General features: G+C 59.8%; 24 protein-coding genes. 13 read left to right on the forward strand and 11 right to left on the reverse strand.

Translation table 11 applies throughout. The annotated features are described in order from the left end of the window. The first annotated feature begins 228 nt into the window (after nt 1–228). Nucleotides 229–1,008, forward strand: coding sequence for an exodeoxyribonuclease III (gene xth / locus AC2FF8_RS02300; RefSeq protein WP_171231475.1), 780 nt, complete (start codon nt 229–231; stop codon nt 1,006–1,008). Between the two features lie 4 nt (nt 1,009–1,012). On the opposite strand, the gene AC2FF8_RS02305 is transcribed toward xth, so the two are convergent. Together AC2FF8_RS02305 and dksA are read right to left on the reverse strand one after the other, a co-directional pair. After that, nucleotides 1,013–2,158: an FAD-dependent monooxygenase gene (locus tag AC2FF8_RS02305; protein WP_496878833.1), complete on the reverse strand. Its 1,146-nt coding sequence runs from the start codon at nt 2,156–2,158 to the stop codon at nt 1,013–1,015. Nucleotides 2,159–2,230: 72 nt separating this feature from the next. Beyond that, nucleotides 2,231–2,653 carry an RNA polymerase-binding protein DksA gene (gene dksA, locus AC2FF8_RS02310; RefSeq protein ID WP_170344000.1) on the reverse strand — a complete coding sequence of 141 codons (423 nt, stop codon included), beginning with the start codon at nt 2,651–2,653 and terminating at the stop codon, nt 2,231–2,233. A 382-nt stretch (nt 2,654–3,035) separates the two neighbouring features. On the opposite strand from dksA, the gene AC2FF8_RS02315 reads away from it, so the two are divergent. The 5 genes from AC2FF8_RS02315 to AC2FF8_RS02335 all read left to right on the forward strand — a co-directional run bounded on the left by AC2FF8_RS02315 (nt 3,036) and on the right by AC2FF8_RS02335 (nt 7,172). Continuing rightward, nucleotides 3,036–3,881 carry an AAA family ATPase gene (locus AC2FF8_RS02315; RefSeq protein WP_152458249.1) on the forward strand — a complete coding sequence of 282 codons (846 nt, stop codon included), beginning with the start codon at nt 3,036–3,038 and terminating at the stop codon, nt 3,879–3,881. A gap of 101 nt (nt 3,882–3,982) precedes the next feature. Beyond that, on the forward strand, nt 3,983–4,441 hold the full coding sequence (locus AC2FF8_RS02320) for a GNAT family N-acetyltransferase (protein WP_480684104.1): 459 nt from the start codon (nt 3,983–3,985) through the stop codon (nt 4,439–4,441). Continuing rightward, nucleotides 4,438–5,805 carry a DUF2927 domain-containing protein gene (locus AC2FF8_RS02325; protein ID WP_480684103.1) on the forward strand — a complete coding sequence of 456 codons (1,368 nt, stop codon included), beginning with the start codon at nt 4,438–4,440 and terminating at the stop codon, nt 5,803–5,805. Before AC2FF8_RS02320 ends, AC2FF8_RS02325 begins: the two co-directional genes overlap by 4 nt. Then, on the forward strand, nt 5,786–5,983 hold the full coding sequence (locus AC2FF8_RS02330; RefSeq protein ID WP_257600895.1) for a hypothetical protein: 198 nt from the start codon (nt 5,786–5,788) through the stop codon (nt 5,981–5,983). Before AC2FF8_RS02325 ends, AC2FF8_RS02330 begins: the two co-directional genes overlap by 20 nt. A gap of 4 nt (nt 5,984–5,987) precedes the next feature. Then, nucleotides 5,988–7,172: a vWA domain-containing protein gene (locus AC2FF8_RS02335; protein WP_425078418.1), complete on the forward strand. Its 1,185-nt coding sequence runs from the start codon at nt 5,988–5,990 to the stop codon at nt 7,170–7,172. 15 nt (nt 7,173–7,187) lie between these two features. Here AC2FF8_RS02335 and AC2FF8_RS02340 read toward each other — a convergent pair whose 3' ends face one another. Next, nucleotides 7,188–8,672, reverse strand: a complete 1,485-nt coding sequence (locus AC2FF8_RS02340; RefSeq protein ID WP_170343996.1) for an inorganic phosphate transporter — start codon at nt 8,670–8,672, stop codon at nt 7,188–7,190. A gap of 181 nt (nt 8,673–8,853) precedes the next feature. Between AC2FF8_RS02340 and AC2FF8_RS02345 the strand changes: the two genes are divergently transcribed. Next, nucleotides 8,854–9,540: a M48 family metallopeptidase gene (locus AC2FF8_RS02345; protein ID WP_170343995.1), complete on the forward strand. Its 687-nt coding sequence runs from the start codon at nt 8,854–8,856 to the stop codon at nt 9,538–9,540. Between the two features lie 70 nt (nt 9,541–9,610). Here AC2FF8_RS02345 and AC2FF8_RS02350 read toward each other — a convergent pair whose 3' ends face one another. From AC2FF8_RS02350 to AC2FF8_RS02370, 5 genes are read right to left on the reverse strand one after another with little or no spacing between them, the layout of a single operon-like run. Then, the gene (locus tag AC2FF8_RS02350) at nt 9,611–10,153 is read right to left on the reverse strand and encodes an RSP_2648 family PIN domain-containing protein (protein WP_496878834.1); all 543 of its coding nucleotides are present in this window, start codon (nt 10,151–10,153) and stop codon (nt 9,611–9,613) included. Continuing rightward, nucleotides 10,150–11,352, reverse strand: coding sequence for an RSP_2647 family RNA methyltransferase (locus AC2FF8_RS02355; RefSeq protein ID WP_496878835.1), 1,203 nt, complete (start codon nt 11,350–11,352; stop codon nt 10,150–10,152). Before AC2FF8_RS02355 ends, AC2FF8_RS02350 begins: the two co-directional genes overlap by 4 nt. A 38-nt stretch (nt 11,353–11,390) precedes the next feature. Next, complete coding sequence (locus AC2FF8_RS02360; RefSeq protein WP_496878836.1) at nt 11,391–11,663, reverse strand: hypothetical protein; 273 nt, start codon at nt 11,661–11,663, stop codon at nt 11,391–11,393. Continuing rightward, nucleotides 11,647–14,442 (reverse strand): bifunctional [glutamate--ammonia ligase]-adenylyl-L-tyrosine phosphorylase/[glutamate--ammonia-ligase] adenylyltransferase, encoded by a 2,796-nt coding sequence (gene glnE / locus AC2FF8_RS02365; RefSeq protein WP_496879268.1) that lies wholly within the window; start codon nt 14,440–14,442, stop codon nt 11,647–11,649. The genes AC2FF8_RS02360 and glnE overlap by 17 nt, the downstream gene beginning before the upstream one ends. A 49-nt stretch (nt 14,443–14,491) precedes the next feature. After that, nucleotides 14,492–14,881: a nuclear transport factor 2 family protein gene (locus AC2FF8_RS02370; protein WP_170343991.1), complete on the reverse strand. Its 390-nt coding sequence runs from the start codon at nt 14,879–14,881 to the stop codon at nt 14,492–14,494. Between the two features lie 142 nt (nt 14,882–15,023). On the opposite strand from AC2FF8_RS02370, the gene AC2FF8_RS02375 reads away from it, so the two are divergent. The 4 genes from AC2FF8_RS02375 (at nt 15,024) to AC2FF8_RS02390 (ending at nt 17,240) form a co-directional block, all read left to right on the forward strand. Beyond that, nucleotides 15,024–15,446 (forward strand): DUF2852 domain-containing protein, encoded by a 423-nt coding sequence (locus tag AC2FF8_RS02375; protein ID WP_170343990.1) that lies wholly within the window; start codon nt 15,024–15,026, stop codon nt 15,444–15,446. A gap of 65 nt (nt 15,447–15,511) precedes the next feature. Then, the gene (locus AC2FF8_RS02380) at nt 15,512–15,943 is read left to right on the forward strand and encodes an RDD family protein (protein WP_425078424.1); all 432 of its coding nucleotides are present in this window, start codon (nt 15,512–15,514) and stop codon (nt 15,941–15,943) included. A gap of 75 nt (nt 15,944–16,018) precedes the next feature. After that, entirely contained in the window at nt 16,019–16,843 is an 825-nt protein-coding gene (locus tag AC2FF8_RS02385) for an arginyltransferase (protein WP_257598903.1), read from the forward strand. A gap of 7 nt (nt 16,844–16,850) precedes the next feature. After that, nucleotides 16,851–17,240, forward strand: a complete 390-nt coding sequence (locus AC2FF8_RS02390; protein WP_496878837.1) for a VOC family protein — start codon at nt 16,851–16,853, stop codon at nt 17,238–17,240. Nucleotides 17,241–17,372: 132 nt separating this feature from the next. Here AC2FF8_RS02390 and AC2FF8_RS02395 read toward each other — a convergent pair whose 3' ends face one another. From AC2FF8_RS02395 to AC2FF8_RS02405, 3 genes are all read right to left on the reverse strand, one after another. Beyond that, nucleotides 17,373–19,727 carry a TRAP transporter large permease gene (locus AC2FF8_RS02395; protein ID WP_170343986.1) on the reverse strand — a complete coding sequence of 785 codons (2,355 nt, stop codon included), beginning with the start codon at nt 19,725–19,727 and terminating at the stop codon, nt 17,373–17,375. Between the two features lie 17 nt (nt 19,728–19,744). Then, the gene (locus AC2FF8_RS02400; protein ID WP_257598906.1) at nt 19,745–20,671 is read right to left on the reverse strand and encodes a TRAP transporter small permease subunit; all 927 of its coding nucleotides are present in this window, start codon (nt 20,669–20,671) and stop codon (nt 19,745–19,747) included. 119 nt (nt 20,672–20,790) lie between these two features. Next, nucleotides 20,791–21,873 carry a TRAP transporter substrate-binding protein gene (locus tag AC2FF8_RS02405; RefSeq protein WP_117868673.1) on the reverse strand — a complete coding sequence of 361 codons (1,083 nt, stop codon included), beginning with the start codon at nt 21,871–21,873 and terminating at the stop codon, nt 20,791–20,793. Between the two features lie 245 nt (nt 21,874–22,118). Here AC2FF8_RS02405 and AC2FF8_RS02410 point away from each other — a divergent pair, with 245 nt between their 5' ends. Both AC2FF8_RS02410 and AC2FF8_RS02415 read left to right on the forward strand, forming a co-directional pair. Further along, nucleotides 22,119–23,552 carry a cache domain-containing protein gene (locus AC2FF8_RS02410; protein ID WP_257598907.1) on the forward strand — a complete coding sequence of 478 codons (1,434 nt, stop codon included), beginning with the start codon at nt 22,119–22,121 and terminating at the stop codon, nt 23,550–23,552. Next, nucleotides 23,549–24,196, forward strand: coding sequence for a response regulator transcription factor (locus tag AC2FF8_RS02415; RefSeq protein WP_170343983.1), 648 nt, complete (start codon nt 23,549–23,551; stop codon nt 24,194–24,196). The genes AC2FF8_RS02410 and AC2FF8_RS02415 overlap by 4 nt, the downstream gene beginning before the upstream one ends. The last annotated feature ends 29 nt before the right edge of the window (nt 24,197–24,225 follow it).

Raw genomic sequence — 24,225 nt, forward strand, 5'->3', positions numbered from 1 at the left:
CAGGAGTCCGCCCTCTGACCGTAAGACCAGAGGGCTTCACCTGGCGCGGTCATCGGCGTCCCCGCCTGTACCGCCACTTCAGCTTGAAGAAATTCGGTTAATAATCCGTTTCTTCATCTGGCCAAAAATATCCCGGAGCGCGAGGCAGAGCCTCGCAAATCCGATCTCCGCCTTGCCGTTGGGCCCGTTCTGCGCGATAGGTTGCACCAAGCCTTCGGAGGATCGCGCATGAAAATCGCCACGTTCAACATCAACGGCATCAAGGCGCGGGCCGAAGCCCTGCCCCGATGGCTGGACGAAGCGCAGCCGGACGTTGTGCTGTTGCAAGAGATCAAGTCGGTCGATGAAAACTTCCCGCGCGAGATATTCGAAGAGCGTGGATTCAACGTGGAAACTCACGGGCAAAAAAGCTTCAACGGCGTTGCAATCTTGTCCAAGCTTCCCCTCGAGGATGTATCCCGCGGCCTTCCCGGCGATGACGCGGATGAACAGGCCCGCTGGATAGAAGCCACCGTCGTTGGCAAAAAGGCTCTTCGGATCTGTGGATTGTACCTGCCCAATGGCAATCCCGCACCCGGTCCGAAATACGATTACAAACTGGCATGGATGGAACGGCTATATGACCGTGCCCGTGATTTGCTGGCAACCGAAGAACCCGCGTTGATGGCGGGGGACTACAACATCATCCCGCAGGCGGAGGATGCCAAACGCCCCGAAGCATGGCGCGACGATGCATTGTTCCGCCCCGAAAGCCGCGCCGCATTTCGCAAGATCCTGAATCTGGGCTTCACCGAAGCGTTCCGGGCCACCACCCAAAGCGCGGGGCACTATTCATTCTGGGACTACCAGGCCGGGGCCTGGAACCGGAACGACGGAATTCGGATCGATCACTTTCTGCTGACCCCACAAGCGGCGGATCTAATGCGGGATTGCCAGATTGATGCAGCCGTGCGCGGGCATGAAAAACCTTCGGATCACGTGCCTGTCTGGGTCGATCTGGATATCTAGCGTTTCAGGCCGTGACGTCGTAGCTGTAGATCCATTCGTAACGGCGCGACAGTTTCCCTCCGATGGCCATAAGCGCACATTGGGCCGCCAGACGTGCGGGGCCTGACAGGTGGAAATTTCGTGCGTTCGACCCGGCAGCGGCAACCACGCTTTCTGCCCTTGGCCGACGCGTTTTCTCGTAGGCGGCAAGCGCGCTGGTGACACCCGAGTGTTCGTCGAAAGATCGTGCAAGCGTCCAGGCATCTTCCAGCGCCAGGCAAGCGCCTTGCGCCATGAACGGCAAGGTCGGATGCGCCGCGTCCCCCAGCAATGCCAGACGACCGTTCTGCCATTTTTCTGCAACCGGGCGCAGGAACAGGGCCCACAGATTCACATCCGAGACCTTTGACAGAATCTCACCTACCGGACCGCCGAACCCTGAAAAACGTGCGCGCAGCTCGTCCGGGTCACCGTTCAGCTTCCATCCCTCTTCCCGCCAGTCCGAGCGTTCCTCGACCGCAACGATGTTCATCATGCTTTGATCGCGCAATGGATAGGTTACGACATGCCGACCCGGCCCCATGGTCAGGGATGCCGTCACCACGTCTGAATCCGGTCGCCAGGGAATGGTGGCGCGCCAGGCGACCTGGTGCGTGAAATCGGGTGTCTCGGGCCCGTTCAGAGCCGGGCGAATCGTGCTGCGGCCACCGTCGGCGGCGATGACGCATTCGGCGCGCAGCCGTTCGCCGCCCGCCAACAGAATTTCGGCTTCGTTGGGGTGTTTTTGCACGTTGGAAACCTTGGCCCCCAGACGAACATCCACACCGGCCTTGCGGGCCGCAGAATGCAGCAGATTCAACAAATCGGCACGGTGAAAAAAATATGTCGGGCCAGCCGAAGGCCCTGGCAGCCGGCTGACAACGCGCCCTTTGCGGTAATCGCGCAAGATCGTACCATGCGATTTCTGGCCCGCAGACAGATCCGCCACCCCAAGCGCACGCAACACGCACATCCCGTTTTCACTGATCTGAAGACCTGCGCCAACCTCGGTCAATGCCGGGGCTTGCTCCAGCAGGGTGACCTGCGCCCCGTGTTGCCGCAGCGCCAACGCAGCCGCCAAACCGCCGATGCCGCCGCCAATTACACAGAAATTCAACCGATTGATCTTCATGCCCCCCGCATAACGCAAAAACGCCGGAGCCACAGGCCCCGGCGTTCGAAATTTTCCAGTTTCACCCGGCGATCAATCGTCGCGGTGGACCTTTTCGCGGCGCTCGTGGCGCTCTTGCGCCTCCAGCGTCATGGTTGCAATCGGACGTGCATCCAGACGTTTCAGCGAAATCGGATCGCCGGTCTTTTCGCAATACCCGTATTCACCTTCTTCGATCCTGCGCAGGGCTGCGTCGATTTTGGCAACCAGCTTGCGCTGACGATCACGTGTTCGCAGTTCCAGAGCGCGATCGGTCTCCTCGCTCGCGCGGTCTGCGACATCCGGAATGTTTCGGGTGTTGTCCTGTAGCCCTTCGATCGTATCGCGGCTGCCCGCCAAAAGCTCGTTCTTCCAATCCAACAGCTTGCGGCGGAAATATTCAAGCTGACGGTCATTCATGAAAGGTTCATCTTCGGCCGGGCGGTAATCCTCCGGCAGAAAAACTTCCTGTTTCATATTTGCTCCCTCGGTATGGCCAGAAACGTCGGTCGCTGATGTTTCACCTGACATTTGGCACCCCCTTCTGCGCAGCGTTTAGCCGACGGGCGTGGGATTGTCACTACACAAACGTTGCTTCAGCACGCCCTCGTGCTGTTTTGTCTAAACATGAGACAAACAACAACAAAACCCTGTTTTTCTATGAAATTTAGCGGGCCTTTTTGAGGCAGGTGTCAATTGGCAGGGCACAATCGCGCGCACGAATCAACCAAAAGGGCTTGGAGTTCCTGCAAAAATCGCCTCAACCGACGCAGGGACGCGGGTTGTCAAAATCATTGACCGTCTGTAACCCGGACAACACAACCTGCCCACGGATCACGAAAAACCACACGAGAGGCCCATGACCGCACGCTTTCAAGGTACAGCCGAATATGTCGCCACTGACGATCTGACGATTGCCGTGAACGCCGCCGTCACACTTGAACGCCCATTGCTGGTCAAGGGCGAACCCGGCACCGGCAAGACAGAACTGGCCAAACAGGTGGCCGGCGCGCTGGGGCTGAGGATGATTGAGTGGAACGTGAAATCCACCACCCGCGCGCAGCAGGGCCTGTATGAATATGATGCGGTCAGCCGCCTGCGGGACAGCCAGTTGGGTGAGGAACGTGTGCATGACGTGTCGAACTATATCCGCAAGGGCAAGCTGTGGCAGGCCTTCGAGGCCGACGAAAAGGTCGTTCTGCTGATCGATGAGATCGACAAGGCGGATATCGAGTTTCCCAACGACCTTTTGCAGGAACTCGACAAGATGGAGTTCCATGTCTACGAGACAGGCGAGACGATCCGGGCCAAGAACCGCCCGATCGTCATCATCACTTCGAACAATGAAAAGGAACTGCCGGACGCGTTCCTGCGCCGCTGTTTCTTTCACTACATCCGCTTCCCGGATGAGGCCACTATGCGCCGCATCGTCGAAGTACATCACCCCGGCATCAAGGATGCGCTGCTGACCACCGCCCTGACCCAGTTCTATGAAATCCGCGAGACGCAGGGGCTCAAGAAAAAGCCGTCAACGTCAGAAGTGCTGGATTGGCTGAAACTGCTGCTGGCCGAGGACCTGAGTGCCGAAGACCTCAAGCGCGGCGGCGCAGATGCCCTTCCGAAACTGCATGGCGCGTTGCTGAAGAATGAACAGGATGTGCATTTGTTCGAACGTCTGGCCTTCATGGCACGCGGCAAACGATAGCCAGAGGGTGGCCGGACGGTGATCATGGCTTGCCTTGGGACGGCCCGAATGCCAGCATCGGCCCATCTGGCGAAACAGAGCTTCGCCGCCCACAGAATTGGATGAATCGCGTGGCGAACGCACTGACAATCCGCACCCTGCGTGCCGAGGACAAAAGCCAATGGGCCGACATGTGGCGGGACTATCTGGCATTTTATGAAACCGCCCTGCCCGAGGATGTATACGAAACAACCTTTTCCAGATTGTTGGGCGACGACCCACAGGATTTTTCCTGTTTCGTTGCCGAGCAGAATGGCGCCCTGGTCGGACTGACACATTATCTGTTTCATCGCCACGCCTGGAAGGTGGAAAAGGTCTGCTACCTGCAAGACCTGTTCGCGCGACCCGAGGCACGGGGGGCAGGCGTTGGCCGGGCCTTGATCCAGGCGGTCTATGATGAGGCCGATCGTCAGGGCGCGCCATCGGTCTATTGGCTGACCCAGGAGTTCAACCACACCGCTCGGAAACTGTATGATCGCATCGGCACACTGACACCGTTCATCAAGTACGCCCGCTCATGAAGCGATTGAGTGCCCTTTTTCTGGCACTGGTTGTTGCTGGCTGCGCGACGGTTGAAACGATCGAGCTGCCCGATCAGGTCACGGTCGTCGAAGTAAGCCTGCCGCCTGCCAAGTCTTTTTCAACGGCACGTCCTTCGCCGCCTGCTCGGTCCAACAAAAACATCGCCTCTGACTTCCTGTCCCTGCATTTCGAGCTGGAAAGCGGGGCCGCCCTGCCCGTTTTCACGCGATTTGAGGCCCCGGTCACAGTCCGTCTGACCGGATCACCGACCGCAAGCATGCAGCAGGACCTGACCCGGTTGCTCAACCGTCTGAGGCGCGAAGCCGGGATCAACATCCGGCAGGTCAACGAGGGTCAGGCCAATATCACCATCGAAGCCGTCAGTCAGAAAGACATTCTGCGCATCCTGCCCAACGCGGCCTGTTTCGTCGTCCCCAACTCGTCCAGCCTTGAAGAATATCGCCGTGACCGCCGAAAGATCAAAAGCAGCTGGACTGAACTGCGCAAACGCGAACGGCTTGGGATTTTCATCCCATACGACGTCAGTCCGCAGGAAATACGTGATTGCCTGCATGAAGAACTGGCACAAGCGCTTGGTCCGCTGAACGACCTCTACCATCTGCCGGATTCGGTGTTCAACGACGACAATATCCATACTGTTCTGACCGGGTTCGACATGCTGATCCTGCGGGCTGCTTACGCGCCGGAACTGCGCACCGGCATGACCCGAGATCAGGTCGCCGCGGTCATCCCGGGGGTTCTCAGCCGGATGAACCCGCGCGGGGACAGGGTGCCCGTTCAACCCTTCACGGATACGCCGCGCGAGTGGATTGACGCGATTCAGAAATCACTGGGGCCGGGGTCGGGTTCGCCCAGACAGATGCGCGCGGCGCGAAAGGCGGCACGGATCGGTCAGCAACAGGGATGGACAGATCACCGCCGCGCCTATCCCCATTACCTGATGGGCCGGATGGAACAATTCCGGGACCCCAACGAAGCTCAGCGCCAGTTTCAGATTGCGCAGCAATTTCTCAAGGCCACGCCCGGCACAGAGGTGCATCAGGCCTATGTCACCACGCAAACCGCGGCATTTGCGCTGGCACAGGACAAGGGGCCCAGTGTTCTGCCTGAACTGGACAGGGCCATCGATGTCATGACACGGGCTGAAAATGCGTCTCTGCTGGCCACGTTATTGTTGCTGAAATCAGAAGCGCTGAAACAGGCGGGGCAGATACAGCAGGCACGTGCCGTCAGGCTGGACAGCCTGGGATGGGCGCGGTACGGGTTTGGTTCGGATCTGGTGGCCCAGTCATTGTCGCGGGGCAATGGCCGAAGAAACACGGATGGCACGAAAGACGGATGACACACATATGTTGGTAGTTCTGGGAATGGCGGCACTGGGTGCAACCTTGGGCGCCCTGACCGCGAAAAAGCGCAGCGGCAATCGGGCCGACATGGCGCAATATGCCGCCGGGTATGGCATTGCCTTTGCGCTGGTGGGTCTGGTGATCTCGCTGGTTCTGGTGCGTTTGGTGGCCTGAGACGATGTTCCTGCCCTTTTTCGAAAACCTTCGCAAAGCTGGCATCCCGGTATCGCTGCGGGAGTATCTGACTTTTCTGGAAGGCATGAAAAAGGGTCTGGCCACCTATGATGTCGAGGCGTTCTACTATCTCGCCCGCGTGTCGATGGTGAAGGACGAACGCAACATCGACAAGTTCGACCGCGCCTTTGCCGCCAGTTTCGAAGGGCTGAACGAAATCAGTTTCGATCAGGTTCTGGAAGCCGTCGACATTCCCGGCGACTGGCTGGCCAAACTGGCCGAAAAACACCTGTCGGACGAGGAAAAAGCCGAGATCGAAGCGCTTGGCGGGTTCGACAAGCTGATGGAAACGCTGCGCGAACGCCTAAAGGAACAACAAGGCCGCCATCAGGGCGGAAACAAGTGGATCGGCACGGCCGGAACTTCTCCGTTCGGAGCCTATGGATACAACCCCGAAGGGGTCCGCATTGGTCAGAAGGAAAGCCGCCATCAGCGCGCCGTCAAGGTTTGGGACAAGCGCGAATTCAGGAACCTGGACGATACGGTTGAACTGGGCACGCGCAACATCAAGGTCGCCCTGAAACGCCTGCGCCGCTGGGCGCGCGAAGGTGCTGCCGAGGAACTGGATCTGGACGGCACCATTCGCGCCACCGCCGAGCACGGTTATCTGGACGTCAAGACCCGCCCGGAACGTCACAACGCGGTCAAGGTCCTGCTGTTCCTGGACGTTGGCGGATCAATGGACCCGCATATCAAGGTGGTGGAAGAGCTGTTTTCGGCCGCACGGTCCGAGTTCAAGCATCTGGAATATTATTATTTCCACAATTGCCTGTATGAAGGCGTCTGGCGCGACAACCGCCGCCGCTGGGACCAGCAGACGCCCACACATGAAGTGTTGCGCACCTATGGGCCCGACTACAAATGCATCTTCGTCGGCGACGCCTCGATGAGCCCATATGAGATCGCCTATCCCGGCGGTGCCAACGAGCATTGGAACGCAGAGGCCGGGCAGGTCTGGCTGCAACGCGCGCGGGATCAATGGACATCGAACCTGTGGATCAATCCCGTGCCCGAGAAGTACTGGGAATACACCCATTCCATCAGCATGATCCAGGAGATCTTCGAAGGCCATATGGTGCCGATGACCCTGGCCGGGCTGGAACAGGGAATGAAAGCGCTGACCCGTTAAGGTCAGCGCCAGAGTTTACCCGGCAATCACCTGAATCCCAAGAAACAGGATCGCTGCCAGCATGGCCGCTGCGGGAACAGTGATAACCCACGCGGCAACGATGGTCAGGAAATGCGACCGGCGAACCAGCTTGCGGCGGCGGCGTTCTTCCGCCGCGACGCGGGGGCGTTCGGGAAAAGCCAGCCTTGAGCGTTTCAGCCTTCGCTCGGCATCCCATTCCCGGAAGAACCCGACGCCGAATACAGCGCCAACCGCGATGTGGGTCGAGCTGACTGGCAAGCCCAGCCAACTGGCGACAATCACCGTGATCGCGGCTGACAGCGCGACGCAATAGGCCCGCATCGGGTTGAGCTTGGTGATCTGGCTGCCGACCATGCGGATCAGTTTCGGACCAAACAGGAACAGGCCGAACGATATCCCAAACGCACCGATGACCATGACCCAATAGGGAATGCTGACGGCATGCGTGAAATCGCCCGAGGCAGAGGCCTGCACAATCGCGGCCAACGGGCCCACTGCATTGGCAACGTCATTTGCGCCATGCGCAAAGCTCAGCAACGCCGCAGAGACGATCAGGGGAATTCCAAACAGAATTTTCAGCGATTTGTTGCGGTTCTCAAGCCCCTCGGACTGACGGCGGATAATCGGGATCATCACGGCCCAGATCAGCCCGCCACAGACCGCACCGATCAGCAGCGCCGTCCCGAGATCAATCTTGATGATCTTCTTGAGGCCCTTGAGCGCGAGGTAAGATGCAAAGGCGCCCGCCATGATCCCGACCAGCATCGGCACCCATTTGCGGGCCGCGGCGATCTTGTCTTCCTGATAGATGATCCTGGCCTTGATGAACCACAGGAAACCGGCTGCGACCAAGCCCCCCAGAACCGGCGAGATCACCCAGCTGGCGGCGATTTTGCTCATGGTGCCCCAGCTTACGGCACCGAACCCGGCAGCGGCGATCCCGGCCCCCATGACGCCGCCGACGACCGAATGCGTGGTGGAAACCGGCGCCCCGATCCATGTCGCCAGATTGACCCACAGCGCCGAGGACAGCAGCGCCGCCATCATCGCCCATATGAAGACGTTGGCCGTTCCCATGCTTTCCGGCGCGATGATACCCTTAGCGATGGTCGATACGACATCGCCCCCGGCGACGAGCGCTCCGGCACTTTCAAAAATGGCGGCAATGGCGATGGCACCGCCCATCGTCAGCGCATTCGCCCCCACTGCGGGCCCCATGTTGTTGGCGACGTCATTGGCCCCGATGTTCAGCGCCATATAGGCCCCGAACATCGCCGCGATCACGACGATGAGCGCGTTGCTGCCCTGCCCGAACAGGAAAGCGGCCACAAGGCCTGCGACAACAATGAATACCAGAGCGATCCCTGAGCCCACAAAGGGCCGTCCAGCCTGTGCGGTCGCCATTTCGAGGCGTGAAAAGCGACGCAAATCCCGGTCGAGCGTTTCCAGGTGACGCGCTTCATAGTTCTTGTCGGTCATGGGTCCCTCATCGATAGCGCCCTGTCGGTTAAGTGGGATCGTTGAAATAATCAACAGCTCATGTCGCAAGATCGCAACTTATCGAAGTTTGTGCCGATTTCAGCGCACGAACATGCGGGCCCCGACGAACATCCCGCAGGTGTGACTTGCGCAATGCCCATGTTCGGACCATATCTTTGGCATGCTTCGATTGACTCCGATCCTGCTGGCCATTGGCTATGCCATCGTGATGTACCGGATTTCCGTCTGGCGAACCCATCGTGAGTTGGATGCAAAATCGACCGAACTGGCCGATCCGGTGCTGAAACGGATGACAGACCGGCTGGCCGCAGCTTTGGGCATCGATCGGGTGCCCGTCTATATCTATGAGATCGACCCGGTAAACGGGCTGGCTGCTCCGGACGGTCGGATTTTCATCACGCGCGGGTTTTACCGAAAATTCCGCAACGGAGAGGTTTCGGCCGAGGAAATGGCCAGCGTCATCGCTCATGAGCTGGGACATGTTGCCTTGGGTCACGCAAGGCGACGGATGATTGATTTTTCGGGTCAAAACGCGATGCGGACAGCGCTGATCATGGTGCTGAACCGCTTTATTCCGTTTATCGGAGCGATGATTGCGAATGCCTTGACGTCATTGCTGGCCTCGCGCCTGTCGCGTCAGGATGAGTATGAGGCGGACGAATATGCCGCCGCCTTGCTGACCAAGGCCGGAATCGGGATCGGGCCGCAGAAATCCTTGTTTCACAAGCTGGAAGACCTGACACAGCAACGGGCGGGCGTTGCCCCGGCATGGTTGATGAGCCACCCGAAGACGGGTGAGCGCATTGCGGCGCTGGAGGCCCTTGAACAGCGTTGGGCGCGTGGCTGAGGGTGCGCAGCGAGAGGCCAGCCTCTCGCGCTCTCCGGGATATTTTTAGCCAGATGAAAGGGGGTCCCGCTCAGGCGCTCAGGGCTTTGCCAAGGCGTGGTAGCCGGGCCTTTTTCATCAGTGCGCGCAGGGTCCATTGGTCGCCCGAGAGGCGGCTGGCCTCGGCAAGGACCTGAGCCGCGAGCGTGTTCATACCCTTTGGATCAGCTTGCCAGAAACCATGCAGCAGGCTGTCGGGGTCTCGGCGGTTCAGGCCTTCTTCCGCCAATATGTTTTTGGGAAAATCCTTGGCGTTCACCGTGACGATCATATCGGCGGACGCGGCGATCGCCGTCGCCAGCACGTGGATATCGGCGGCATCCGGAAGCCAAAGACGGTCGTGCAGGCCTGCGTTCGCAGTCCGTTCGGCGTCGGGCCAGTTGGCTTGTGTCAGCGCGATTTCGGCGCGGGCTTGCGCCTCGCCCGTCGGGCCAAGCTTGCGCGCGGCGCGGGCCCATTCTTCGAGGATGCGCGCGGACCAGATCGGAGTGAAATGGCCCAGGCGGGCAGCGCCCAAGAGCATCTCGCGCATTACCGTGGGATAGATGACGCAGGTGTCGAGCACGGCTTTCATAGGCGATAGAACACCGCTTTGAGATAGCCGCTTTCCGCCAGTTGCGGCAGTTGCGGGTGATCGGGGCCTGCAAAGCCGGTGTGGATCAGTTGGGCTTGGCGCCCGGCGCGGCCAATCCCACGGGAAGACGCATCACGAAAACGGCCCAGATCAGCGGCGTGCGAACACGAACACAGGCCAAGGTAACCACCGGGTTTGACCAGCGGCGCCGCCAGTCTTGCGACACGTTCATACGCGCGCAGACCCGCATCCAGCGCTTGTCTGGACGGCGCAAACGCGGGCGGATCGCAGATCACCACGTCAAATCGCGCGCCTTCTTCGCCCAGTTGAGTCAGAACCTCGAACGCGTCGCCCTGCCGGGTCTGGAACTTTTCAGCAAGGCCCGACGCCTCGGCTCCTTTTTTCGCCAGATCGAGCGCGGCGGCTGAGCCATCGACGGACAATGCCTGCCCCGCACCGCCTGCAAGCATCGCCAGACCGAAACCGCCCACATGGCTGAACACGTCCAATACCTGCGCATCGGGATGAACCAGGCGCGCGGCAAAGGCGTGGTTGGGGCGCTGGTCATAAAACAGCCCGGTCTTCTGACCACCGGTCAGATCCGCCATGTAGGTGGCGCCATTCATCGGCACCGGCAGGGGTGCATCGGGCGCAGTTCCGCACAATAGTTGATTGACGTCGTCCAGCCCCTCTAGCCCGCGCGTGCGGCCCGAGGCGTTCTTCAGCACCGTGGTCACGCCTGTGGTTTTGACCAGAGCCTCTGTCAGCAGGTCCAGGTGCGCCTCGGCCCAGGCCGCGTTCGGCTGAATGACGCAGGCCTCGCCAAAGCGGTCGATGATGACGCCGGGGAAGCCGTCCGCTTCGGCATGGATCAAGCGGTAATACGGGGCGTCGAACAGGTTTTCTCGCAGATCAAGGGCGCGCTGCAAACGGCTCTCGAACCACGCCGCGTCAAGCTGCGCGTCGATGTCACGATCCAGCACCCGGCACATGATCTTGGACGCGGGATTGACCGCGACCAGCGCGATGGGCGCGCGTTTGTCGTCTTCGAGCACGGCCAAAGCGCCCGCTGGAATCTTGCGGGTGCGGCGGTCGGTGACGATGTCATTGGCGTAGACCCACGGGAAGCCATGGCGCAGGCCGCGCGCATTGGCTTTTGGTTTAAGGCGGATACGGGGGCGGTCGGCAGATTGAGTCATGGCGCCCTCTTAGTCCTGAACGCGCCGGTGGGAAAGCCCTAGCGGTTGCGGGAGCGCCAGCCGCCACGGCGTTTCGGTGCCCGAGCCGTCTGAAGACCTTCGGTCAGAACCTGCGTCATCGGGTGATCGGGGTTCTGCTGGGCATAGCCCGCGTGCAGTTCCGTCAGCGCCGTGTTCTGGTCGCGATCCGCGGGAAGGCTGAGTGCCCAGTCCAGAAAGATGCTGCGGCATTCCGGCAAGGTTATGCCCTCGATTCGATAGGCTTCGCGGATCAGACCTTTGTGGTCGTTGGGATCACTGCTGCGCGCCATCTTCTTCCCCCTTGATCACGCCCCCGATCAGATCGGCTGCGGTCGTATAACTCTCCAGCAATGCCGCCTGCAACGCCTCGACCTGTTCGAACCCGGTGGCACGGCACAAAAAAGCAGTTCCGCCTTCGCCGATCTTGTCGGCTTCGATCGCCTTGCCCGACAGCAGCCGCGCCGCGCATTGCACGGACCAGCATAAGTCATAGCAGTCTTTCAGAGATTGCGCCTGCGCGACATCCAGCAAACCGGCTGCGACGGCACCATCCAGACCAGAGGACACATCACGCTGTGCGAACCCGGCCAGCAAGGCGCCGGTTTCGGCCATCAACTCGATATCCATCAATCGGCCGGGGCCGTTCTTGGCGTCCCAAATGCCGGCGGGCGCCTTGGCCGCGGCCAGGCGCGACCGCATTTCGGCCACGTCGCGCAGCACTTTGTCCCGGTCTCGCGGGTGCGACAGAAACTCGGTACGGAAGGCTTCGATTTCCTCGGCCAGCCCGACGTCTCCGGCAACAACATGCGCACGGGTCAGGGCCAGATGCTCCCACACCCAGGCTTCGTTCCGCTGATAATTGACAAAGCTGGCCCAACTGGTCGCGACCGGCCCCTGATTGCCCGAAGGGCGCAGCCGCATATCGACCTCATACAAGCGTCCCTGCGACATCGGCGCGGACAGTGCCGTGATCAGAGCCTGCGTGAACCGCGCGTAGTAGGTGCGCGTGGCCAAAGGGCGCGGACCCTCGGACATGTCCTGATCCAGCGGATCGTAGATCACGATCATGTCCAGATCGGATTGCGAGTTGATCCGGCCCGCCCCCAGCGACCCCATCCCAAGCACGGCAGCGCCGCGCCCCGGTGCGGGGCCGTGTTTGCGGGCGAAATTGTCGGTGACATGTGGCAGGATGGCCGCGATGACCGACTGCGCAAGCTCGGCATATTGCTGGCCTGCCTGCGCCCCGTCGATCAGGCCGCGCAGGTGATGCACACCAACCCGGAAATGCCATTCCTTGCACCAGCGCCGTGCAAGATCAAGCTGGGTTTCATAATCCGTTTCTTCCGACAAAGCCTGCGTCAATTCCGCTTGCAACGCCTCTTGCCCGGGCCAATCCGCAAAGAAACTGCCCCCGATCACCGCGTCAAACACCGACGCGTTGCGCGACAGGTGCGAGGCCAGAGCATGCGACGTGCCAACGATATCGATCAACAAGTCGATCAGTTGCGGATTCGCCTCGAACAGCGAAAACAGCTGCACCCCGGCTGGCAGGCCCGCCAGGAACCCGTCCAAAGCCATCAGCGCTTCATCGGGCTTTGCGGTTTTGGCAAGACGCGACAACAGCTCGGGCCGCAGACGTTCGAAAATCCGCGCGCCGCGCTGGGACCTCAGGGCCGGGTATGTCGTCCAGCGGGCCAAAACGCTTTTGTCGAATTCCACATCCTGCACTTGGACCGGTGCCGCACCAGGTCCGGGGGCAAAGAATCCTTCGGTCAACTCATGCACCTCGGTCAGGCGATTTGTCAGGTCTTGCGTCAACTCGGCACTGCTGATCCCCATCAGACAGGCAACGCGTTCGATCCCGTCAGGCGAACTCGGCACCTTGTGGGTCTGTGCGTCATGAATCATCTGGATGCGGTGTTCGACTTCGCGGTGCGCGCGGTAATGATCGGTCAGCTTGTCCGCCACATCCTGCGGCACCCATCCTTTGGAGGCCAGCGCCGCAAGCCCCGAAACCGTACCGCGCACCCGCAGGTCAGCGTCTCGCCCGCCGGCGATCAACTGGCGGGTTTGCGTGAAAAACTCGATCTCACGGATACCGCCCTGCCCCAGTTTCATGTCGTGACCGGGGATCGACAAAGACCCTCCGGTGCCTTTGTTTTCGCGGATGCGCAGGCGCATGTCATGGGCGTCCTGAATGGCGGCAAAATCCAGATGGCGGCGCCAGACAAAGGGGCGCAGGCCGTCAAGGAAACGCTGCCCCGCAGCCAGATCTCCGGCACAGGGCCGTGCCTTGATATAAGCGGCCCGCTCCCACGTACGGCCGAGGCTTTCGTAATACCGCTCAGCGGCCTCCATCGCCATGCAAACCGGTGTCACGGCGGGATCGGGGCGCAACCTCAGATCCGTGCGGAAGACATAGCCGTCCGCCGTCTTTTCGCTCAACGTCGCACAAAAGTTGCGCGTGGCCCGAACCATACCGTGCCGGGCCTCGTAAAAGTCATCGGGGTCAAAGCGCGTTTCATCGAACAGGACGATCAGATCGATGTCCGAGCTGTAGTTCAGCTCATGCGCGCCCATCTTTCCCATCGCCAGGATGACCAACCCGGCTGCGGTTTCGACATCTTCCTCGGTCATACCCGGCAGCTTCTTGCGCCGGATCAGTGTTGCGATCTCGGCCTTGGCCGCAACATCGGCGGCCAGCGCACCGAAATCGGTCAGGGCCGCCGTGACCTTCTCCAATGGCCACGCACCTGCAATATCGGCCAACGCCGTGAGCAGAGCCATACGCCGCTTGGCCTGCCGCAATCCGGGTTTCAACTGATCCGGCGGCAGATCACGCGCGGCAGCCATGACGTCAGCCAATGCCTGATCCGGGCGCATCAGGGCCTCGGGCAGCCAGTCTTTCTCTTGTTCGATCAGACCTTTCAGATAGGGGCTCGAACCGGCGGTGCCCGCCACCAATTCCGCCATCTCGGCCGGCATATCAGGCATCAGGGCCCGCGCTTCGTCGCCCAGGAATGGATCGAAAGAACGCGGAAGTCGTGTAATGGCAAGAGCGTCTGTCATACGCGCAAACTGCGCATCGCGGCGCGTGATCGTCAATGGGGCATTCTGATCAGGTTTTCTGAACCGGCGTGTCCTGACTGAAACTGTTGACCCAAACGTCGTTTCTGCGTTCCCACAACGACGAAATCAGCATCGCCTCGCGCGTTGTCGCACCCGGGCGCAGGTAGTCGGCTCTATAAGTCAACAGGACGATATCCGGTGTCAGAACGCGCAATCTCGCGTCGCTCAGATCAAACGCGGCCATTGTCGGCGCATCCGCGAATTGCCCAACATGATCGTCACGATTGGCAAATCCCGTCGGATAGACCCCAAGAAAATCGACGCTCAGCAAAGCCCGGTCCGCGCTTGCGTTGCCCTCGACCAGCGCCATCCAGACCTGCCTTTCCAGTTCGAGGATTTCATTCAGCGCAGGTGCCGTTTTGTGTTCTGTCATTTCCATTTACGCACCCTGAGACTGAAGATGTTTATCGTCAACCGATTTGCTCAATGTAAATCTTTTTCACATTATCCCCTTGCAACACCCGACAGGGACCCCATCTAGACAATGTGAAAAGAATTTACATCAACCCTGGAGAGCTCAAATGACCGCATTGTCCGACCCCGCCGTCCCCGCGAATCCGGGATGGCTTTACCGAATTGAGGCCTGGCTGGATGACAAAGGCAAAGGGGCGTGGATCGCCGCCATGGTCCTTGGTTTCATCTTCTTCTGGCCTGTTGGCCTGGCCCTTCTGGCTTACATGATCTGGAGCAAACGCATGTTCAGCAAATCCTGCAACCGCCGCAAATCCTGGCACAGCCACATGAGCGCGATGAAGCCGTCCGGCAACAGCGCATTTGACGCCTACAAGGCAGATACACTGGCCCGCCTTGAACGCGAACAGCAGGACTTCGAGGCGTTCCTGCGCCGCCTGCGTGATGCCAAGGACAAGGCCGAATTCGACGAGTTCATGGACGAACGCGCCCGCGAGAACCATGAAGACGACGGCAAAGCCACGCCTGCCTGATTGACCTTGCCCTGTCCCGGCATTCCGGGACAGGGTACCCTGACCCTTTTTTTCGGACCTGACGAATGAATCACCTGCCCGACCCGGATACCCAACCAGAATTCTACAACTCAGTGACAAGCAAACGCTTTGTCGCGTGGTTGTTTGATGTCGCCTTCATCTCGCTGCTCTGCACGGTGGCGATCCTGTTGAGCGCAGGCCTCGGTCTGTTTTTTCTGGCCGTGATCTATGCCGTCATCAGCTTTGTCTATCGCGTAGTAACCATCACCAACGGCTCGGCCACACTGGGCATGCGGTTCATGGGAATCGAATTGCGCGACGCATTCGGAGAGCGGATGGATATGGGCAAGGCCATCGCCCACACTGCCGGCTATTTCGTCAGCATGGCGGTCGCTGTGATTCAGATCATCTCGGTGATCATGATGCTGACCAGCGCCCGCGGCCAGGGCCTGACCGACAGTTTTCTGGGCACGGTCATGATCAATCGACGGGCCTGACACGCGGTTGCGCGAAACACTTGGCGGCCTCGGGAACGGTTGCTATCATCCCACCCGAGGCTACCTGGGAACTTCATGCGACACACGCTGCCAATTGCGCCACAATTCTATGTCACGGCCCCGCAACCCTGCCCTTATCTCGACGGCAGGATGGAGCGTAAGCTGTTCACCGCGCTCCAGGGCGAAGGCGCGGAACAGCTGAACAATTCCCTGTCACAGCAGGGGTTTCGCCGGTCGCAGAATGTACTCTACCGCCCCTCCTGCACAGATTGCGCAGCCTGCCTGTCCGCCCGGATCGACGTCTCGGCGTTCCGCCCGACAAAAAGCCAGAAACGCGCGGTGAAACGCAACGGATATCTGCAACGCCGTGCCACGTCGCCCTGGGCCACGGACGAGCAGTATGAGCTGTTCCGCCGCTATCTTGATACCCGGCACGCCGACGGCGGCATGGCCGACATGGACGTGTTCGAGTTTGCGGCAATGATCGAAGAAACGCCGATTCGAAGCCGCGTGGTGGAATATGCAGATCCGGAAACCGGCGACCTGATCGCTGTCAGCCTGACCGATGTGCTCGATGATGGGCTGAGCATGGTTTATTCCTTCTACGATCCGAACCAGCCTCAGAATTCTCTGGGCACCTATATGATCCTGGACCATATCGAGATCGCGCGTGAAGCGGGCCTGCCCTATATCTACCTGGGCTATTGGGTCCCCGGCAGCCCCAAGATGGGCTACAAGGCAAAATTCTCCGGGCTTGAGGCCTATGTTCAGGGCGAATGGCAAAAGATCACGGATCCTGATACCTTCTGCGCTTCCTCACGGCACCCCCTGTCCACCGCTCCGATTGCCGAGCAGGTGGCCAATATCCAGCTTCCCGACCGCCACCCGACCAAGGGCTGACCACCCCATGAAACAGAACCTGCACGCCGTCACCCTCGTGGTGCCGGACTACGATGAAGCCATCTCGTTTTACACAGGAAAACTCCGTTTCAAGCTCTTGAAGGATTTAGATCTCGGAGGCGGAAAACGCTGGGTCCTGATCGCACCGCCGGGTTCAGACGGCAGCGCCCTTCTTCTGGCCAAGGCCGACGGGCCTGAACAGCGCGCCGCCATAGGCAGCCAGACCGGTGGCCGCGTCGGATTCTTCCTGCAAACCGATGATTTCCTCCGCGACTACTCACAGATGCGTGCCAACGGGGTCCATTTCGAAGAAGATCCCCGCAGTGAATCCTATGGCACTGTCGCCGTCTGGCGCGATCCTTATGGCAACCGCTGGGACCTGATCCAATTCACCTGATCCGCTTCTTCATCTGGCCCAAAATATCCCGGGGATGAATTGGCCGCAGGGCAAGAAGGGGCTGGCCCCTTCCCCCCAACAATCAAGAAAAAGGGGGCCCCAAGGCCCCCTTTTGCATATTGATGGTCCGGATCAGTTCGGGATCAGGTCCGGCACGATCGTGACAATCGCCGGGAAGAACCACAGGATTGCGATCCCCACCACCTGGATCAGAACAAACGGTATGATCCCGCGATAGATATGGCCCGTCGTCACTTCCTTCGGCGCAACCCCCCGCAGATAGAACAACGCGAACCCGAACGGTGGTGTCAGGAAGGATGTTTGCAGGTTCACCGCCACCATGATCGTCACCCATTTCGGGTCGAACGACCCGCCATAGATCACCGGCCCCACGATGGGGATCACGATGTAGATGATCTCGAGGAAATCCAGCACGAATCCCAGAATGAACAACACCAGCATCACGATCAGGAAGACCGTGAATTCGTTGTCAAAACTCTTCAGGAATTGCTGGATATAGTGCTCCCCTCCGAACGAGATCACCACCAGGTTCAGCAACTGCGATCCGATCAGGATGGTGAACACCATCGATGTCACCTTGGCCGTCTCACGCACCACCGGGGTCAGAACTCCGCTGGAGTACAGCACCCAGCACCCGAACAGCAGGCCGAACAAGGCGTACAGATAAGCCGCATACGCGATGATGAAGGCGATCCAGGTCTCCAAGGTCACATTGCCCTGATTGACCCGCAGGTCAAAGTTCACCCCCATCAGCAAGGCGATGATCACGGCAAAGGTCGACCAGATGATCACCTTGCCCGATCGCCCCTGGTCCTGAAGCTTGCGATAGGCCGCCAGCATGATGGCGCCACCCGCCCCCAGCGCCGCCGCCGGCGTCGGGTTGGTCACACCGCCCAGGATCGAGCCCAGAACCGCGATGATCAGAACCAGTGGCGGGAAGACCACGCGGATCAGGTCATTGGTCGCACATCGCGCCGCGGCTTCCCTGCAACCATACATGGTCAGTGCGAAGGGCAACGCGAGCAACAGGAACGTTGCCCCCGAAGATGTCGTGGGCGAAATCAGCAGGATATCGACCAATACCATAAGCAGCAGACCAATCGCACCAACGATAAGCGGCTGTGGCGCACGCGAAGGGGCGATGCCACGGCCCAGCACCAGGGTAAGACCCAACAGCACGACGGTGATCGCGACACCTGTGCCAATTGGCGCGGCTGATGCGATCATTTCCTGTTTTGCGACGGTCAGTTCTTCTTCGGTCAGGCGGTGAGATTCAGCCGCACCGCCGGCGGCATCAATGGCTTCCTGCTCGGCGACGGCCTGATCCCAGGCGGCCTGACCATGCAGATCGATCATCGAAGCCTTGCATTCTTCCGACACGTTGGTACGCAGCGATGCGCCCTGCCCGATATCCGAGAAAGCCGAGACCGAGACGCTCTGGCTGCCGATCACGCCGACATTGCCCAGCAACACCGCGCCGACGATCAACGCAACCGGTGCGCCCAGCAGCCAGGTCAGACCTTCAGAACGGGTGATCGGCTCACCTGAGCCACCCGACATTGCAACGGCAGGTGCCTTGTGTGGATTCAGCAGCGCATAGCCAAAGGCATACAACGCATAGAGCAGCGCCAGAAGGATCCCCGGCAAAAGCGCCGCCTGGAACAAGGTTCCGACCGAGACAACCGCCGGCTCTCCCAAATAGGTCAGCGCATCGGTACAGCCGGCCTCGACAGCCCGTGTCTCTTGCGCCGTGGAATACAGATCACCCGCCAATGTGCCAAGCAGAACGATCACGATAGACGGCGGAATGATCTGCCCCAGCGTCCCCGACGCCGCGATCACACCCGTGGCAAGCTCGGGCGAGTAGTTGTTCCGCAGCATGGTCGGCAAGGCCAGCAGGCCCATGGTCACCACGGTCGCGCCGACGATGCCGGTAGAGGCCGCCAAGAACGCCCCCACAACCACGATGGACACGGCCAGACCACCCGGAAGCGGTCCAAAGACGCGCGCCATCGTCGTCAGCAGATCGTTCGCGATCTTGGAGCGTTCCAGCGTGATCCCCATCAGAACGAACATCAGCACGGCCAACAGGGTCTCAATGGACTGCCCTGCCAGTACGCGCTCGTTCATGCGATTGACGATGAACGACACGTTGCGGTCCAGCGCGGTTTCCCAGCCAGAGACAAAGACCGGCTCGGCTATCCTTGGCAAATCCGGGTAACGGAATACCGATATGACATCAGGTTTTACCCCGGAATTTACAATATCCCGATAGGCTTGCGAGCCTGTGTCGATTGCCTGGTGGATCAACAGCCCGGCACTGTCCAGTGCCGCGATGATCCCAAAGGAAATCACTCCGGCGCCGCCGATGGCAAAGGCCACCGGGAAGCCGGAAAGGATGCCTCCGAAGAGGCAGAAAAATACGATAATGAGGCCTATCTCGACGCCATCAAGTCCGAACAACATAGTCTGGGTCTCCGTCCCTAATGTGCGCCTTCATAGGCTTCTTCACCCTCACCAAGGCTGTCCTTGTCGAGGTATTTTCCGGTGCTTTCCGGCCCTTCCACGTATTCCAGATACGACCGGTACAGGAATGCGATTGCGTGCAGGAACACCATGGCCGCAAAGGCCACCAGCAAGATCTTGAACAGGAAGTAGGCGTTGAATCCGTTGGGGCTGAACCCAATGGTTTCCACGTTCCAGCGCAGCGCACGGGACTTGGCCACCAGTCGGTCCAGCGTGTCACTGGCCGAAGGTTTCGGCACGATCAGGTGCCGCCACATGAAGTACCAGCCATACATCCAGGTCAGGACGGCCATGGGCATCATGAACAAAACCGCACCACACATATCCACCACCCGTTTGGCCCGGTGGCTGATGCCGGCATAGATGAGGTCAACGCGGACATGCCCACCCTGCACGAATGTGTAGGTACAGCACAGGCAGACAACCATCGCGTTGTAAAGCTTCAGTTCTTCCGCGAACCAGCTGATGTCCATCTGGAACGGAATACCCAAACCAAACGACATATCGGGTCTGGTAAAGACCCGCTGCATGAAAACGATCACGATCTGCTGGATCACCATCAGAAGCCCCGCCCAGGCAAAGAAGCGCCCGGTGGTGTTGGCAAACCCCTCAAGGCCCCGCACGATGGCCCACATGAAGTTCCGGTAGTACAGCCCGATGGCCGTCAGAACCAGAAAGAACGTGAACACCACAAAGAAGAACTCGACCGAACCGCCGTAATAGACAAAGCGCATGATCGACGCCTTGTCGGACCAGTCCAGCCAGAGCTGCGGATGCGTGATGGCGTATCCGAAATTATAGAAGGCTTCGGCAATGCTCTGAATGAACCAGACCAGTCCATTCCACAGGGCGCCGAAGAACGAGATACCGTTTTCGTCCTGCATGTTGTCCCCAGGTCGTCTCAGTTGCGCATGGATTATTGTTGCTTGCCCAAGTCTTCAAGCGCAACGGGAAAGGTTCCCCCGCCGCGCGGGGGAACCGGTTGTCCTTGGATCAGAAAGGCTTAGCCGCGAACACGGTCACGCTGAGCAGTGTAGACACCCGACGACAGGTTGTTCCAGGCAGACGAAGCAGCCATCGACGTCATTGCGCTGTCATGGATCTTCTTGAACAGCTCATCGCCCATGTTCTCGTCCAGAACTTCCTGGCTTGCCTGACCAAACGCGTCCCAGACACTGTCCGGGAATTCCAGAACCTTGACGCCACCCGCCTGCAGGCGCTGCAGCGCTGCGCCGTTGTTGGCCAGGAACTGTGCCAGGTTCCACTGGTGCGCTTCTGCAGCAGCGATCTCGATGATCTTCTGCTGTGCCGGGGTCAGTTCATTGAACACGTCGCGGTTGGTTGCCAGCGACAGACCTGCGCCCGGCTCGTGGAAGCCCGCAGTGTAGTAGGTCTTGGTGATTTCCTGGAAGCCGGCCTTTTCGTCGGCCCATGGACCGATCCACTCGGTACCGTCGATCGCGCCGGACGACAGCGCCTGATACACTTCCGACCCCGGAATGTTTTGGACCGATGCGCCCAGTTTACCCAGCGCCTTGCCGCCCAGACCCGGCATACGGAACTTCAGACCGTTGAAGTCTTCGGGGCTGTTGATCTCTTTCGAGTACCAGCCACCCGCCTGCGCACCGGTGTTGCCGGCCAGGAAGGACTTCAGGCCAAAGATTTCGCCCAGCTCGTCATGCAGCTCCATCCCGCCGTCATGATAGTACCAGTTCACCAGTTCCTGTGCCGTCATACCGAAAGGCACGGCCGTGAAGAACGCATAGCCCGGGTGCTGACCCACAAAGTAATAGTCGGCCGCGTGATACATGTCGGCCTGACCTGACGACACGGCGTCAAATACTTCGAACGCGCCAACCAGCTCGCCCGCTGCCTTGATTTCAACATTCAGGCTGCCATCCGACATGGCGTTGATGCTGTCGGCACACCGCTGCGCGCTGTCAAACACACCCGCCAGACCACGACCCCACGAGGTCACCATGGTCAGAGTACGCTGTCCCTGCGCATAAGCCGGTGCTGCCAAAGCAGTTGCCGCAGCCGCCGAGCCGCCCAGCGCGGATTTTTTTAGAAATGAACGACGATCCATATGAGTGTTCCTCCCCTTCATAGTCACGATCCGGCAGAACCGGACCTGTCGCATTCAGTGCGCGTCAGCCTAATGTGGCCGAAGTGAAAGGGAATACCTACTACTGCGTAGAGAATCGATTTCTTTGCTTTTTTCGACCAGAAATCGGGCGGTGAAGCCCAGCAGTTATGATGATCATCATCGTATTTGCGGGACAAAGCCCAATCTTTTTGCATTTTCGCCGCTGCTTGCGTATCGATTCGTCCATGCAAAGACTCCGACATCTGGTCTCGCTGACCTATGCGCAGAAATTGTCGCTGGTGGCGGCAATCCCGCTGGTCGTGGCCGTGGCGGCAATTGCCATGCTTGTCACCTACGAGGCCCGCGCGACCGCCGAGCGTGAGATCGAAGCGCTGGAACGCAGCCTGATCGAAGCCAAGAAGGAAGAGCTGCGCAACTACGTGACACAGGCCCGCAACGGGTTCGCGTACATCTATGGCCGGGCCGAGCCTGATGACGAGGTCGCAAAAAACCTCGTGTCCCAGATCCTGTCGGCAATGATCTATGGTCAGGATGGGTTCTTCTTTGTCTACGATTATGACGGCAACAATCTGGTCAGCCCGCGCCAGACGCAATTCATCAATCGAAACTGGGAGGGGCTGACGGACAGCGATGGTACCCCGATCGTTGACGAGTTCATCCGCCTCGCCCGCCAGGGGGCTGGTTGGCACAGCTTCATGTGGCAGAAGCCTTCGACCGGGGAAGAGGCGCAGATGATCGCCTATGTCGTCGGGCTTCAGGACTGGCGCTGGGTCGTGGGGACCGGTGTCTTCATCGACGACATCGTCGCAACGGTGGCCAATGCAAGGGCCGAAGTCGAGGCCCGCGTTCAGCGCACTTTCATGTATATCGGCGCAATCGTCGTGGCGGCGGTGCTCATCGTCTTTGCATCGGGCATGCTGCTGAACATCCGCGAGCGCAGACTTGCGGACGCCAAGCTGAAGGAACTGACCCAGCGCGTCTTTGATGCGCAGGAAGAAGAACGAGGCCGGGTTGCCCGTGAACTGCATGACGGCATCAGCCAGATTCTGGTCGGTGTACGCTATGCGCTGGACAACGCACGGCGCCGCCTGTCCCGTGGCGATGATGCGGGCGCGCGCGATCCGCTGGACAAAGGGATTGACCATCTTGGCACTGCCATCACCGAGGTCCGCCGCATCAGTCGCGACCTGCGCCCCGGCGCACTGGACGATCTGGGCCTTGGGCCCGCGCTGAAAGCTCTGACCGACGATTTCCGGGACCGCACCGGGATCGAGACGGAATTCTCGACCGTAGTATTCCGCAACCGGCTGGATCAGGACAGCAAGATTGCCCTGTATCGCATTGCCCAGGAAGCGCTGACCAATATCGAGCGCCACTCGGGCGCCACGCATGTTACGATAGACCTGCGCGGGCACAAGAAAGGGGCAACCATGCGGATCACCGACAATGGCCGGGGCATGCGGACCGATCCGGGTACCCCCAGCACCGGGATCGGGTTGCGCAACATGCAAGAGCGCATCGAACAGCTTGACGGGTCCCTGCGCATTCTGTCATCACGCGGACCGCGTGGCGGCACCGTCATCGAAGTCAGCCTGCCGCTGAGCCACCTTCTGCCACCGCAGGAAGACGCAACCCCGAACCGAAAGGCCGGCACATGAGCGCCGAAAGCATCCGAGTTCTTATCGTCGACGACCATCCCATGGTGGCCGAGGGCATTCAGTCCATCCTGGAAAGCTATGATGAGATCGAAGTGGTCGGCACGCTTGGCAGCGGACAGGCGGCAGTGGATCAGGCCGTTGACCTTGCCCCGGATGTGATCCTGATGGATCTGAACATGCCCGGGCTTGGTGGTCTCAGCGCGACGGAAATCATCCTGGAACGATTGCCGGAAACCCGCATCCTGATCCTGTCGATGCATGACAGCCCGGAATACATATCGACCGCGCTCAGCCACGGTGCCAAAGGATATGTGCTCAAGGATGTGCCCACTGATGAGATCAAGCAGGCCATCGACGCGGTGATGCGGGGTGAACAGTATCTGTGCACAGGCGCCAGCGGATCATTGAAACCCAAGGGCGACACCACGCGCGAAGCGCTGACCGGACGTGAACAGACCATTCTGCTGGAACTGGCGCAGGGCAAATCCAACAAGGAAGTTGCGCAAACGCTGGATATTTCCGTGCGGACGGTCGAAACGCACCGCAAGAATATCAAGCGCAAGCTTGGCATCTCTTCAACCGCCGGGCTGACACGCTACGCGTTGGAACACGGCGTACTGCAAGGCACTGGCGTCGGTTTCTGATCTGCACGCGCCCGCAGCGCGCAGCGCTG

This window comes from Ruegeria sp. YTSA144 (assembly GCF_059610125.1).